The following is a 14,608-nucleotide window of genomic DNA, read 5'->3' on the forward strand; positions in this document are numbered from 1 at the left end:
CGAATGAAAAAGATCGACATTGGCTACCTGAAGAAAATTCCGATTTTTGTCGGCCTTTCCGACGACAAGCTGGAGCGGGTGAAGCAGGTCATTAAAGAGAAAACCGTCGAGGCCGGGACCATCATCATCAAGGAAGGAACGCAAGGGACCGAAATGTTCATCCTTCTGGAGGGCGAAGTGGAGGTTTCCAAATCGCTCCTGTTGAAGGTGGCCGGCCGCGGCATGGACCAGCGGGACAAATCGCTCATCAAACTGACCGGCGACGATCATGCCTTTTTCGGCGAGATGACGCTTTTCGACACGACAGCCGAGCGCTCGGCGAGCGTCATCGCAAGGACAAAATGCACCATTGCTGAAATTGCCCAGGCCGATTTTTTCAGGCTCACGGAATCCGACCATGAAATCGGATATTACGTCCTCAAGAACATCGTGACAATCATCAGCAACAGGCTCGATAAAACGACGAAAGATGTCCTCAAACTGACGACGGCTTTGAGCCTGGCCCTGGAACGATAACTTCCTTATCCGCGCGTACCGCCCTTGGTTCCCGCGTCTGTCATTCAATAATTTTTCTCACGACCAGAGCGACAATGCAAGAACTTCCGAAATCGTATACTCCGCAAGAAGTCGAAGACAAATGGTATCAGTACTGGGAATCGAACGGCTTTTTCCATGCCGTTCCCAAGAGCGGCAAGAAGCCGTACACGATCGTCATTCCGCCGCCCAACGTCACGGGCATGCTGACCATGGGACATGTGCTCAACAATGCGCTGCAGGATGTCTTCATCCGATGGCGGCGCATGGAAGGATATGAGGCATGCTGGGTTCCGGGCACCGACCATGCCGGCATCGCAACACAGCACGTCGTGGAACGATCTCTTCTGAAAGAAGGAATCTCCCGCCGTGAATTGGGCCGCGAACAATTTGTCCAGCGTGTCTGGCAATGGAAAGAGCTCTACGGCGGCATGATCATTAAACAGCTCCGAAAGCTCGGGACATCCTGTGACTGGGAACGAGAGCGCTTCACTATGGATCCGGGCCTGTCGAACGCCGTCCAGGAGGTCTTTGTCAGGTTGTACGAAAAAGGATTGATCTATAAAGGAAAATATATCGTCAATTGGTGTCCAAAAGACCATACCGCACTGAGCGACGACGAGGTGAACTTCTCCGAAAGCAACGGACATCTTTGGCACATTAAATACCCGATCGAGGGCTCAAAGGAATTCATCACGGTGGCGACCACGCGCCCCGAAACGATGCTCGGCGACACCGCCGTGGCCGTCAACCCAAAAGACGACCGCTACAAAATTCTTATCGGGAAAAAAGTCCTGCTGCCGATCGCAGAGCGTTTGATCCCGATCATCGCCGACGATTTTGTCGATGCGGCGTTCGGCACGGGAGCCGTGAAAGTGACTCCGGCACACGACCCGAATGATTACCAGATCGGCGAACGGCACGGGCTCGAAAAATTGATCGTCATGGATACGTCGGGGAAGATGAACGAACGCGTCCCGAACAAGTACCGCGGACTGGACCGGTACGAATGCCGGAAAGAACTCGTCCGCGAGCTGGAAAAGAGGGGGTTGTTGGAAAAAATTGAGAACCACACCCACAGTGTCGGACACTGCTACCGCTGCGATACGGTCATTGAACCGTACCTCTCCGACCAGTGGTTTGTGCGCATGGCGCCGTTAGCCCAAAAAGCGCTAGAGGTGGTCATGAACGGAGAAATAAAATTCTATCCGGATCGCTGGACAAAGGTCTACGAGCACTGGATGACGAACATCCGCGATTGGTGCATCTCACGCCAGCTCTGGTGGGGCCATAGAATTCCCGTTTATTATCTTCCCGACGGAACGATGATCGTGGCGCGGAATGCTGAAGAGGCGGGACAAAAACTTAAGGCCGAAAATTCACCGTATGGAATCGAGCACTTAAAGCAGGACGATGATGTTCTCGACACGTGGTTTTCGTCGTGGCTCTGGCCCTTCTCTGTTTTTGACTGGCCGAATGAGAACGAGGATGTAAAATATTTCTATCCGACCGACACCCTCGTCACGGCTCCAGATATCATCTTCTTCTGGGTCGCCAGGATGATCATGGCGGGGTTGGAATTCAGGGGAACAATTCCGTTCAAGCATGTTTACTTCACGAGCATCATCAGGGACATGCAGGGACGGAAGATGAGCAAGTCCCTCGGCAATTCCCCCGATCCGCTCGACGTGATCGCGACCTACGGAGCCGACGCACTCCGGTTTACCGTCCTCTATCTTGCGCCGATCGGACAGGATGTTCTCTATTCGAACGAGAAGTGCGAGATGGGGAGAAATTTTGCCAACAAGATCTGGAATGCGGGAAGATTTCTGCTCATGAACCGGGACGCCGTCGCCGCGGAAGCGGCCGCCGAGATTCCGATCGTCGGCGCAACGCCTTCCAGCGATTTGTCGGATGCGTGGATCGTCTCGCGATTCAATGCGACAGTCAAAGAGACGACGGCTGCGCTGGAAAATCTTCGCGTGAACGAAGCGGCAAAATTGCTCTACGACTTTATGTGGCATGACTTCTGCGACTGGTACGTCGAGTTCGCGAAAAACAGGATCGCCGAGACGAGCGACGTCAACATGAAACGGGCGATCGTCAACCGCGCCATCCGCTTGTACGAAGAAACGCTGAAGCTCCTTCACCCCTTCATGCCCTTCGTGACGGAGGAGATCTGGCAACATCTCGCCGAACGCAAAGGCGGCGAGAGTATTATGCAAGCAGCATGGCCGGCGGCGGACGAAGCCCTTATCAATCCGGGCATCGATGGTGAAATGGAATTCCTCCAGAATGTCATCAGCGCCGTTCGAACAATTCGAAGCGAGATGAACCTGCCCCCCACGAAGGAAGTTCCCCTTGTCGTGAATTGCGGCGATACGGCCAAGCTCGGCGTCTTGGAATCGAACCGCCCGTCGCTCGAACGGATGGCAAAGGTCAGATCGCTGACTCTCGGCACCAACCTCTCAAAGCCCGGTTATTCCGCGAGTTCCGTCGTTCAGGGACAGGACGTCTTCGTTCCCCTGGAAGGACTGATCGACATTGCCGTCGAACGGTCCCGGTTAGAAAAGGAAATTGCCCGATTGGAGGGGCAGCTAAAAACCGTTCTGGCAAAATTAGACAACCCAAATTTTGCCGGCAAGGCTCCCGGCGATGTCATTCAAAAGGAAAAAGACAAGCAGGAAAATTTCGAGCGGACACTTGTAAAACTCAAAGCGAACCTGGATCAATTAAAGAATTGACAAGGACGGCTGCGTGCGTCTCATTACAACAGCAGCATTGGTTTTTTGCTTTCACTTGGCCTTAGTTTCCAGCGTGAACTCACGGCCAGCCGGTGAGTTTGCTGCGCTCATTCGTCGTATCGAGACTGAAGTCCCTCCCAACCGCACTTCCATTGTCGACAGCTTTGTGATCGCTCAAAAATCGAAAGGCTTCCCCGTCACCGCCGATTCAATGGCGTACTTTGTGTACTATGGGACGGTGGATTCGGCGATCACCGTAACGGGAGATCATCTGCAGTGGTCGGCACACGGCGAGCCAATGATCCATATCCCCTCAACGGATCTGTACTATCTCGGAAAGAAATTTGAACCCGACGCCCGCATCGATTACAAGTTCATCAAAGATGGAATGTGGATTCTTGACCCATTGAATTCGAACATCGTCGGCAGCGGATTCGGGGAGAATTCAGAGCTGGCGATGCCTTCCTTCCATCAGCCCGCATCGATCATTTATAACGCCGCGATCCCCCACGGGATGCTCTCAACGACTTCCTTCGCAAGCAGATCCACTGGGGATACCCGGAAGATCACCGTATACCTACCGGCCGGTTACAATGCATCCCCTCGACGATATCCAACGCTCTATGTCCACGACGGCCCTGATTATCTATCCCGCGCGTCAATGGCAAACGTCCTCGACAATCTGATCGCCGCTCAACAGATCCGGCCGATAATCGCGGTCTTCGTTCCGTCGGGAAAAGACCGGGAAGGCGAATACCGGCTGGGAAAAATATCGCAATTTGCAAACTTGATGGTGAAGGAATTGGTCCCATACATCGATTCCGTGTATAGCACGGATCCCCGCCCGTCCGAACGAGGAACGATGGGAGCATCAGATGGAGGGCATATCGCCCTGTATCTCGGGACGAATTATCCAAAAATCTTCGGCCTGTCCGGAAGTCAATCCGGGACCATTACCGACCTCATTCGTTCGCCGATCCAAAACCGCAAAAGAATTTCGACCAAATTTTACCTCGACGTCGGTACATACGACATCGCGACTCCTGAATTTCGACTTCTGGAACTGAATCGCGATTTCCATCGCCTGCTTCTCCAGAAGGGGTATGCTGTTTCATATGCGGAATATCACCAAGGACACAGCTGGGGGAATTGGCGTGCCCATCTCGACATACTTTTGAAAACGTTCTATCCTCATGCCGTTCCGGACAATCTTCAACAATGAACTTTCCGGTCGAGTTATTTTTGGGCGCGCAAAATAGGCTGTTTTCACGAGCGAATGACCGCGGATCTTCTCCGTGATCTTCGTCTCACTCCGGTGTTGTTAATTTCCCAATTTCTCCTATATTAACAACGATGTTCTCATCCTGAACTATGCACAGTAGTCAGAGACATTCCTTTCCGGATGTCGGACGCAACGTTAGGCATCTATGAATTCGAAGCAACGCGCCCTACGTTGAAATCTCCAGAAACGAAGCCACTCATTCCATGAATCGGCAACAACTTATCTCTCAGATCGTTGAAGACGTTTTGAAGGACAAAGGCCTTGCGCATATGTGCTGTAAGGACGGCATATGCACCGACGGTTTATGCGTTGTCCATAACAAGGATGGCGTAAAGAACATCGTCTCAAGCGGCGCAACGCGTGTGACCGCCGGCGTCGGTGTGGATGCTGCGGGAGGTGTAGAGTCCGATCTCGCGCGGATGATCGATCACACGTTGCTCAAGCCGGAAGCAACGGTCGAGCAGATCGAAAAATTGACCGCCGAGGCGAAAAAATTTCATTTTGCAAGCGTCTGCATCAATCCGTCATACGTCCCGCTTTGTGCCAAGCTCCTGAAAGACACCGATGTTAAGGTGTGCACCGTCATCGGATTCCCCCTTGGGGCGACGTCGTCAGAAAGCAAGGCGTTCGAGACAGAACGCGCGATCCGGGACGGAGCGAATGAAGTTGATATGGTGATCAATGTCGGAAGACTAAAATCCGGCGATTATGAATATGTAGAAAGCGACATTTTCGCGGTGGTGAGCACCGCACGGCGGTACCGGGTGCTGACGAAGGTGATCATCGAAACAGGGTTATTGACGGACGAGGAAAAAATTAAAGCATGCATGCTGGCGAAGCGAGCGGGAGCCGATTTCGTGAAAACATCGACCGGCTTTTCAAAAGGAGGCGCCACGACGGGGGATATCGCGTTAATGCGTTTTGTTGTCGGAAGTGCGATGGGGGTGAAAGCTTCGGGGGGAGTCAGAAGCCGGGAGGATGCTTTGAAGCTCGTTGCCAGCGGCGCGGATAGAATCGGAGCAAGCGCCAGCGTTGCAATTGCCGGCGGAGCTACGACCGCGGGAGGGGGCTATTGAATAAGGTCGCTCAATTGCCGCTCAAATTTCTCCTCGCGTCGGTGCTTGCAGGAATGGTCGTATTCTGGGGCACGGAGGGATGTTCCTCGTCCAGCTCATCGCAAGGCGGCGCGACTGCTCTCCCCGATAGCACTTCTTATCAAAGCCAGCTGACTCCATCGCAGAAATCAGGGCGCAATCAAAGGTCATCCTCGGCGGGAAACCAGCAAGGGTTTGTCACTCAGGAAGATACGATCGAAGCAGAAGTCGTTACCCACGGGCAGAGCGCGAATCATACGAAGCCGCCGTCGCGCGGTTCGACGAAAAAGAAATACTACAGTGTGCAGGTCGGCGCGTTCAAGGTCTTAAGCAATGCCGACAGATCAAAAAAATCCGCTCAGCAGCGGTACAAAAAGCCCGTCTATCAGTTCTTTGACAAGCCGATAAAAATGTACCGGGTCACGATCGGAAATTTTGCGAGACTCAACGAAGCGCTGAAATTCTTGAAATCCATTCAAAAGGACCGCCCGAAAGAATACAAGGACGCGTGGGTTGCGGAGATGAGGCGATGACCCGGGGAGTTTTTCTGTTCTGCGCAGCCACGATCGTCGCCGCTTTTAGTCCGGGGGTCGCTTTCGCTCAATCGGGCCCCGACACGGCAGCGCCTCCCCGTAAAGAAAAGCTGAGCACGTTCGAAAGATCGTTCAAGCCGTCCGAATACGATTCCGACATCGTGCTTGTGCACAAAAAAGAAAATCAGCCCCGGCCGATCGTCGATGTTCCCGTCGAGACGTTCACCGTCGCGGAACCGGAGACCGTCCAGGGTTACCGGATCCAGGTATTCGCATCGAACAATTACGACGAGGCCGTTTCGGTCCGCAACGCGCTCAATATCGACCTTCCTGCCCAATGGGTCTATATGGTCTACGATGCGCCGACGTACAAAGTGCGCGTCGGAGACTATACGAACCGCGCAGACGCCAACCTTGCCGTGGACGGTTTTATCGAGAAAGGGTACAAAGGAGCCTGGGTTGTTCCCGACCGCGTACTCGCAAACCCCCGTGCAAAACCGCCATCCCAAGCCGACAGCACATCGACGGATAAAAACTAACCGCTGACCGATCAACAGTCATACCGCACCAGAGCATGTTCATCAAACGACGGACGCTATCTGAATTTTATTTTCACACCGTCGACAGGCCAGCGTGCGCGAACCTTTATTGAATCCGGATAGAGGGCAAATCGTTCGGCGGGAATAAATGGGTACGGTTTCCCCGAGAAGTATACACCGCTGCGGTCGTCATCCTGAAAAGCTTTCAATCGATACTCCCCCGGGTCAAGCTGCGGAAACAGGAATTTCTTTCCGCGTTCCGCTCGCGCGCGAATCACCTTCTTCATTTTTTTTGCGGTATTCTCAGCGACGACAACATAGTTGTCGATATGGGAAGAATCGGGGTCGAGCAGAACTCCCTCGATGCTGCTCAACTGTTCCGGGTCGATCGTGCGAATGGTGATCTTCCGGGTGCTGTCTTTCCAGTGATTTCCTGATCCATCGCGGAGCGAATCAAAACGGAGCAAAAAAAAGTAAGGGGTGTCCTCGCGCAGCGCTTCGCGCGGTATCACCGTGAAGCTCGCCGGAGAATTCCATGCGAACGAGACGGGGACATCGGTGGAATCCTTTCTCCGCAGCGTTATGGCGTGCTCCGCGGACGGCCGCTGAAGGGCGTCGTCAAAATCAAACTGAAATCGCTGGCCGACCGAAACGCGCGTTGTGGAATCCATCACCGTTGCAAAGATAAGTCCGGGCGGGGTCGTATCTGCTCCAGCCGAGGGGGTAAACTGTTTGGACGACGCCAGCGGATTGATCAAATGGCCGGCCAGATCTTTCACTCCAGTGACAGCGACTCTATAGAGACTGTCTTCACGCCTCGGCTCAACGATCAACATCACACGCGAAGGGTTCTGAGCGGGGGAAAAGAAATCGACAATGCTGACGCTCCGCGTCTGCGTCGTATCCGATATTGAAAACGCACTTCTATTCAGGGATGACAAATCGATATTCTCGCTGAACTCGAGCTCAACATGGCGGGAATCCTTCGCCGTCGCCGATACGAGGCGGGGCGGTGTCGTATCTTCCAACGAGAGCTGGAAGTTCATTTCGGTACGGAGGGAATCGTCTTCGGTCAACCGAATGTCTTCCGGGGCAGTGCTCATCGCATCGGTCTCAGGGTCGTACAGCAGATTGCGGAACTCATCCCGGACCGCCAGGACTCTAAAATTGCCGAACGAAAGATGCATCAATGCATAGTCACCGTTGTTCCCCGTTTGCGATATGTAATCCGGCTTCGTCGTCATCGGGTTGAGGGTATCGGGCTTCAGGCCGTCGAGCCGGTAAGCGAAAATCATCACACCGACCGGTTTATCATCAACGACTCTTCCGCGAATTTCACCCCGATCGATCTGTTGGCCTGTGGAGAACGCAAATGTAAACGCATGCGCCATCCTGTTCCGGTTGTTCACGTCGACGACATCGGTGCCGATCGTCACGACGTAGGTGGTATTCTTTTTCAGCGAGTCTTTGAAATCCAGCTCGACCTCCCTTCCGCTCCAATCGAACTCAATATCCTTGATGTACGGCGAAATGAAGATCGACTCTTCAACGGAGCGGCGCTCGACATACTTACTGAATTCCATTGAAATATGTTTGGAAGAATATTCCGTGGTGTTCGGGGGCGGGTCCACCGCGATGATCTCAGGAGGCGTTGTGTCGATCGGACCTCCACCGGGGGGACGCTCCCCCGCGCACCCGGCCACCGCCACAAGAGCTGCAACGAGGACAGATCCCAAGATGCTCTTGGTCGCAAATACGTTACGGCAGATAGCCGCGGAGAAGAATGTCGTCATCGCTTGGATGGGGAAAAATAGAAATTTTTTACCTCAGATGAAAGGCAGAAAGAGCGGGTCGGCATAACACTTGCCTTTACATTGCAGTTTTCTTACTTTGCATGCACAACCCTGCCATCACCAACAACGTGAAGAATCAAGTTTGAACGTTCGTTTACCGCAGTGTAATTTCAGCTCTCCGTCAATTCGTTCACGTCATCGTGAGAATCCTATGAATATTCGGTTGCTTTCAAAGCGAAACAGTCTGCGGCTGTTCCTCGCGCTGGGCTTGTTCCTGCTTGCGCAGGGATCGGTCTATCCCCAGGATGCGACATATTCATTCCTCCTCAGCGACGTCAGCGCCCGGTCGGCGGGAATGGCAGGCAGTTTTGTTTCGATGCAGAACGACGTCAATACGATATTCTACAACCCGGCAGGACTTGCTACGGTCACACAGGCAGAAGCTTCTTTCGGTTACCTCAAAAACCTGCTTGACATCAATTCAGGGTATGCCTCATATGCGCAGGATTTTTCAGGCATCGGAAAGATCGGCTTCGGCGTCAATTATGTCAATTATGGAACGTTCGACGAAACGGACGAATTGGCGAACAAAATAGGAACGTTCAGCGCCGGCGATCTCGCCGTCTCAGTCGGATATGCCGGAGAGTTCGAGGAGAACTTTTATTACGGCGTCGCCGGTAAATTTATCTATTCCTCAATTGCCGATGCGGCATCGTCGGCGATCGCAGCCGATTTCGGAATTCTCTACTATATTCCCGGGGCGAATCCGGTATCGCTCGGAGCGAGTCTTCAAAATGTCGGGACTCAGCTCAATCCGTATCTCACGACGCGCGAGAATCTTCCGCTTGATCTGACGATCGGCGGGACGATCAAGCCGCAGCATCTTCCTCTTCTCCTGAATCTCGATTTTCACCGGCTCACAGAAACGCAAAACAATCTTGCATCCCATTTCAGCATGTATTCGATCGGGGGAGAATTCACCCTGAGCAAAGAACTTCGCTTCCGTTTCGGGTTTGATAACGAACGGCGGAGGGATCTATCGCTCGGGGCGTCGCCGGGCCTGGCGGGATTTTCATTCGGCGGCGGGATCGCGCTGGAAAAGCTTCATTTCGATTATGCGTTCACGTCCCTCGGCAAGATCGGCAGTTTGAACAGCATTACTGTCGGCATGAATCTCTGAGCGTCCGGGGGCGATGCGTGCTCATCCCCCGAGAATGCTCGAAACAATTCTGGAACTGCAATAAAATAATATCATCCCCCCAAACACGGCGATCGGCACGGAGCGGTTCTCCGACCGATTGATCTCAGGGATCAGGTCGCTCGCACCCACATACATCCCGGCTCCTGCGGAAAAGGCGAATGCATAGCCAACGACTCCGCTGCCGATATCCTTCAAAAAGAACATCGCGATAATCCCAAGCATCGTTCCCGCCCCGGCTCCCGCCGATGCCCAGAATGCATTTTTGCGCGGATGGTCTGCTGCCAGCATGACGGAAGCGATCGTCAACCCTTCGGGAAATTTGTGAAGCAGGATCGCGACGAAGATCATGATTCCCAGCGAAACATTGTACTGCATCCCGGCAGAAATCGATACTCCATCAAAGAAGGCATGTGTAAACAACCCCCAAAATGCAGAATAGCTTGCAACCTTCGAGAGCATGACATCGGCATGCACTTCTTCGCCAAAATGCAGGTGGCCGACAATCGTGTGCTCGGCAAAATGCATGACGCTGAACCCCGCAAGAATGAGCAGCGGCGCTGCCTGACCGATGCTCGTGATGCTAACGGGAATCAGGTCCAAAATAACAAGGGCAAGAATAAATCCCGCCCCCAACGCCAGGAAATATTCTTGTATCCTTTGCGGCCAGCCGCGCCGCATCAACACGACGGCGCCGCCAAGAATTTCCGCGCACACCGTCACCAGGCCGAACAATAGAATGGTCAACGAAATGTTCATTTTGCGGGATACCGAGTTTTGAGGTACTGCTCAGCCTGGTCGTAGGAGTTTTCGAATTTTTTCATGGAGAGGACCTTGTTATACTGTTGAACCGCCAGATCACGCTTCATCTCGATATCATAGACGAAGCCGATGCGAAGATTGGCCATGACCATGAAACCGGATTCGCCGTTCTTATCGAGGGTTTTGCTCAATTCATCGCACCGGAAGAAATCATGCAACGCTTCATCAAATTTACCTGCATTCAACGCATAAACGCCGAGGTAGTAGACGGCTTCGCGTTCCGTAGAAGGCGTATACCCTTCCATCGCTTTTCCCGATGTGTCGCACCGCGACGCTATTTCACGAAACACCGCGCGGGCATTCTCCCATCTGCCGAGACTCACGTAGCACCTGCCGAGATAGCGATGGAAGACGACGTTCTTCGGATAGCGGTCGAACAGCTTCTGCGCGATTTCCAACGCCTTCTCGTACTGCCGTTCATGGGTATAGTTCAGCTGAAGGAGAAAATAGTCAGCTTCAACATCGGCGTACTTCGCTTTCGCGGCGGCGGCGGTGAGCTGCTCGATCCCCTTTTTCTTATCGCCGCTGGGAAAGAAGAGCATGAGGGGCTTGACGATCGGATATTGTTCGGGTATGGCCTCGGCATAGTAGTTGTAGATGCCCATGCCGAGGAGAATGTCGTAATTCTCAGGCGCGATGCTGTACGCGCGCCTCACGATCGGTAGCGCAAGCCGGCCGTCGTTCGCGGCTTTGATCCAGCTTCCGCGGTTGGCCCGGAGCCGTCCCCGGAATCCAAGAGCTCCCCCCTTAAAGAAGAGGGCCGTGATATCATCCGAGCGAACGTCCAGAATGCTGTCGCATTTGTCGATCACGACATCAAGTTTCGCCAAGAATTGATCGTCGAGAGACTCGTCGTCGAAGTCGAGCGAGATCTTCCACCAGTCGATCATCGCAAGGAAAAAATATCCAGCCGGATGTTCCGGGTGCGTAGCAATGATGTAATGGAATTCCTTTTCCGCCTGGTCAAACTCAAGGTTGTAGACGTGGTCGATCCCTTTCCGAGTATGCGAGTCAAAATCTGCATCCGTCAACCATTGAGAAAAGCTGATCCGTGGAAGAAAAAAGAGGACCAACAACGACGCTGCGATCTGCCGCAAAAAGAGGCAACAAAGTTTGTGTTCCACACGTTGAAAATTCGGGCGCTCGGTCACGGCGGGATGGCTATAAAGGTTGAGTGTTCGGTTCTGCCCCTGCTCCGGCCGCCGACACCTCGTTCATTTCGGCTTTCCACTTCTCGAGCGTCCATGCACCATCGGAGAGCCTGACCCAACCGGAGAAATAAATGAAGATCCCCGAAAGGACCAACATGACCGTTGCAAGCGCTCCCCCTTCAGGACCGAATGATCCCCCGGTCAGCCAAACGGGCCCGGTTTGTTTCAGGACTCCAAGTTGATATTTTTCAAACTGAATTCCGCTGACCGGAAAAGAAAAAATATGATTCTGAAAGAAATTCCATGAGAAATGCAGGGCGACGGGGAACCAAAGCGTCCTCGACTTGAAATAGGCCAAGGAGAGCCACACCCCTGCCAGGGCAACATTAACAAGCGAAAAAAAAGTGACGTTGGGATTGCCCAGGTGAGCGGCTCCGAAAAAACCTGCGAAGGCGCAGACGGCGATCGTTTTCCCCGTTCCTTCCACCATCGTTTGGAACAGATAGCCGCGAAAAAGCAATTCTTCGCCGAACGCGCCAAGGACAAAGATCATGGTACTTTCGCCGAAGATCCGGACGGCATGGAACAAAGTCAGCGGCTTAAACGAAAGCGCCGCCATGCCCAGACTCGACTCTGTTATAAAGATCACCGTCATCATCCCCCCTCCGATGACCACCCCCTGTCCCAACTCGCGGAGGATATTCCCGTGCGCGGGAAAACCGACCGACGCGAACGGAGGCCTTCCTTCAAGGTACTTCGCGACACCCCATGTCGTAACAAGAAGCGCCCCGTAAAAAACGACCTCGCCCGAGGCAAAAGACGGAATGAAACGGAGATACGGCAATATCAGTTTCGCGGGAAAGTTGAGGAGCACTGTCACGCCGGAAAGGACCGCGGCAAAGATCCCCATTCGCCATCCCGCACGGATGTTCCTCTCAGTCTCGTTGTAGAAGATCGATTTCATCATGCTTCGAGTTTTTCAAGAAGAAAAGTTTTTGCCGAGGAGAGCGCTATCCGCTCCTGGTTCATCGAATCCCGTTCGCGCACCGTAACGGTCTGGTCCTGAAGCGTTTGCGAGTCGATGGTGAAGCAAAACGGCGTCCCGATCTCATCCTGCCTGCGGTACCTCCTGCCGACCGCGCCGCTGTCGTCATAAAATACGCGAAACGATCTCTGCAGGTCCACCGTCATTTTGCGCGCGATCTCATCCATGCCATCCCGGTTGACCAGGGGAAGGATCGCGGCCTTGAGAGGCGCAAGCCGCGGATGAAAATGGAGCACCGTCCGCATTTCTTCTTTCCCCTCCGCCGTCGGCGCCGATTCTTCGTCATACGCAGCGACAAGAAATGCCATGAACGAACGGCTCGCCCCCGCGGAGGTCTCGATGACAAACGGCGTGAATTTCTCCTTCGTCTGGTCGTCAAAGTATTTCATGCTCTTGCCCGAATATTCCTCGTGCCGCGAAAGGTCGAAATTCGTCCGGCTGTGAATCCCTTCGATCTCTCCCCATCCAAAGGGGAATTCAAACTCGATGTCGTATGCGGCTTTCGCATAATGCGCGAGCTTCTCGTGTTTGTGCCATTGCAGCTGCCCGCGTTTCATGCCCAGGCTGAGAAACCATTGCAGGCGCTGCTCGCGCCAATACTCGAACCAACGGTCCTCTTCTCCCGGCTTGACGAAATACTGCATTTCCATCTGTTCGAACTCGCGCGTCCGAAAAAGAAAATTCTTCGTGTTGATCTCGTTCCGGAACGCCTTGCCTATCTGGGCGATGCCGAACGGGAGCTTTTGCCGCGACGCGCTTTGGATGTTCAAAAAATTCACAAAAATTCCTTGCGCAGTTTCGGGGCGGAGGTACACGACGTTGTTCGTGTCTTCCACCGGGCCGACAAACGTCTTGAACATGAGATTAAACTGACGGGCCTCGGTAAACGTTCCCTTATTGCCGCAATTGGGGCACGTCACCAGCGTCTGCATGACCCTCGCGGCGGTCTCATCGGATGAAACGCGCGCGGCAAACTCATCCGCCACTTTTTTATCGTCGAGCTGGCCGGCGAAGGCTGCCGGGTCGAGAGCACGGAGAATCTCTTTTTTCCGTTTCAGCGAAAGTTCTTCGAACAGAACGTCAACCCTGTAGCGTGCTTTGCATTGCTTGCAATCGACCATCGGGTCGGTGAAATTCGCCACGTGCCCGGACGCTTCCCACACGCGAGGGTGCATTAGGATGGATGCGTCAACTCCTTCGACGTCATCGCGCAGCGTCATCGAGCGCCACCATGCCTGTTTGAGGTTGTTCAGCAGCTCGACCCCCATCGGGCCGTAATCCCAGCAACCGTTCAGTCCGCCATAAATCTCGCTCGATTGAAAAACGAAACCGCGCCGCTTGGCGAGCGAGACGACTTTTTCCATTACCGCCGGGGTTTGCGCGGCATTCCCTTTTGATTCTTCCTTAGCGATGACCGTGCTCCTTTCTGTGGCTCTTCTCGTGCGATGATAATGCTTTCGAAGATGTGTTTATCGAATGAACAATGTATGGTGGATGTCTTTTCTTTAAGGTTCTCCGTGGAGGCCAGGGTGACGTTGAATCGCCGCAGCGAGTCCGTCAGTGCGGCAAGCGCGCGGAGCACTTCGAAGTTCGGCGCGACGCGTATCCGTACTTCTTCCCGCACGCCCGGCACGCCGCCGATGGAAATAGCTGCGTGTTTGATCTTCTCCGATGGGAGCATCATCCTTTTCAACGTGGTGTCAACGATCGACGAAATTTCACCGAGCGGCAGACGCTGCTCCGGTGCAGTGATATCCGCCGCCGGCTCCGGCGTTGACAGACGTTCGCGAATGAAGGTGAGAACAACGGCGGCAAACGTCAGCGCGATGAGCAGTACTGTTTTTCTATCGATCTTGTTCTGCATGCCAGGAAT

At 53.6% G+C, this 14,608-nt stretch carries 13 protein-coding genes; 7 read left to right on the forward strand and 6 right to left on the reverse strand.

Translation table 11 applies throughout. The features are described 5' to 3' along the window. Positions 1-3 precede the first annotated feature (3 nt). From VMF88_03325 to VMF88_03350, 6 genes are all read left to right on the forward strand, one after another. Positions 4-516, forward strand: coding sequence for a cyclic nucleotide-binding domain-containing protein (locus tag VMF88_03325; protein HTY10083.1), 513 nt, complete (start codon positions 4-6; stop codon positions 514-516). A 74-nt stretch (positions 517-590) separates the two neighbouring features. Then, on the forward strand, positions 591-3,278 hold the full coding sequence (locus VMF88_03330) for a valine--tRNA ligase (protein HTY10084.1): 2,688 nt from the start codon (positions 591-593) through the stop codon (positions 3,276-3,278). A gap of 73 nt (positions 3,279-3,351) precedes the next feature. Then, positions 3,352-4,500: an alpha/beta hydrolase-fold protein gene (locus VMF88_03335; protein ID HTY10085.1), complete on the forward strand. Its 1,149-nt coding sequence runs from the start codon at positions 3,352-3,354 to the stop codon at positions 4,498-4,500. A gap of 479 nt (positions 4,501-4,979) precedes the next feature. Further along, positions 4,980-5,636 carry a deoxyribose-phosphate aldolase gene (gene deoC, locus VMF88_03340; protein ID HTY10086.1) on the forward strand — a complete coding sequence of 219 codons (657 nt, stop codon included), beginning with the start codon at positions 4,980-4,982 and terminating at the stop codon, positions 5,634-5,636. Further along, complete coding sequence (locus VMF88_03345) at positions 5,633-6,187, forward strand: SPOR domain-containing protein (protein HTY10087.1); 555 nt, start codon at positions 5,633-5,635, stop codon at positions 6,185-6,187. The genes deoC and VMF88_03345 overlap by 4 nt, the downstream gene beginning before the upstream one ends. Next, positions 6,184-6,726 (forward strand): SPOR domain-containing protein, encoded by a 543-nt coding sequence (locus VMF88_03350; GenBank protein ID HTY10088.1) that lies wholly within the window; start codon positions 6,184-6,186, stop codon positions 6,724-6,726. Before VMF88_03345 ends, VMF88_03350 begins: the two co-directional genes overlap by 4 nt. A gap of 56 nt (positions 6,727-6,782) precedes the next feature. On the opposite strand, the gene VMF88_03355 is transcribed toward VMF88_03350, so the two are convergent. Then, positions 6,783-8,462: an Ig-like domain-containing protein gene (locus tag VMF88_03355; protein HTY10089.1), complete on the reverse strand. Its 1,680-nt coding sequence runs from the start codon at positions 8,460-8,462 to the stop codon at positions 6,783-6,785. Positions 8,463-8,730: 268 nt separating this feature from the next. Here VMF88_03355 and porQ point away from each other — a divergent pair, with 268 nt between their 5' ends. Then, positions 8,731-9,699 carry a type IX secretion system protein PorQ gene (gene porQ / locus VMF88_03360; protein ID HTY10090.1) on the forward strand — a complete coding sequence of 323 codons (969 nt, stop codon included), beginning with the start codon at positions 8,731-8,733 and terminating at the stop codon, positions 9,697-9,699. 21 nt (positions 9,700-9,720) lie between these two features. Here porQ and VMF88_03365 read toward each other — a convergent pair whose 3' ends face one another. The 5 genes from VMF88_03365 to VMF88_03385 are packed head-to-tail and all read right to left on the reverse strand — an operon-like array spanning position 9,721 to position 14,599. Further along, a complete protein-coding gene (locus VMF88_03365; GenBank protein HTY10091.1) occupies positions 9,721-10,476 on the reverse strand; it encodes a ZIP family metal transporter in 756 nt (251 codons plus the stop codon). After that, the gene (locus tag VMF88_03370) at positions 10,473-11,663 is read right to left on the reverse strand and encodes a tetratricopeptide repeat protein (protein HTY10092.1); all 1,191 of its coding nucleotides are present in this window, start codon (positions 11,661-11,663) and stop codon (positions 10,473-10,475) included. The genes VMF88_03365 and VMF88_03370 overlap by 4 nt, the downstream gene beginning before the upstream one ends. A gap of 37 nt (positions 11,664-11,700) precedes the next feature. Next, a complete protein-coding gene (locus VMF88_03375; protein HTY10093.1) occupies positions 11,701-12,657 on the reverse strand; it encodes a type II CAAX endopeptidase family protein in 957 nt (318 codons plus the stop codon). After that, positions 12,654-14,099 carry a glycine--tRNA ligase gene (locus VMF88_03380; protein HTY10094.1) on the reverse strand — a complete coding sequence of 482 codons (1,446 nt, stop codon included), beginning with the start codon at positions 14,097-14,099 and terminating at the stop codon, positions 12,654-12,656. The genes VMF88_03375 and VMF88_03380 overlap by 4 nt, the downstream gene beginning before the upstream one ends. Beyond that, positions 14,099-14,599: a hypothetical protein gene (locus tag VMF88_03385; GenBank protein ID HTY10095.1), complete on the reverse strand. Its 501-nt coding sequence runs from the start codon at positions 14,597-14,599 to the stop codon at positions 14,099-14,101. Before VMF88_03385 ends, VMF88_03380 begins: the two co-directional genes overlap by 1 nt. Positions 14,600-14,608: the final 9 nt, after the last annotated feature.

This window comes from Bacteroidota bacterium, from assembly GCA_035506275.1.
GTDB lineage: Bacteria > Bacteroidota > Ignavibacteria > UBA10030 > UBA8401 > JAGVPT01.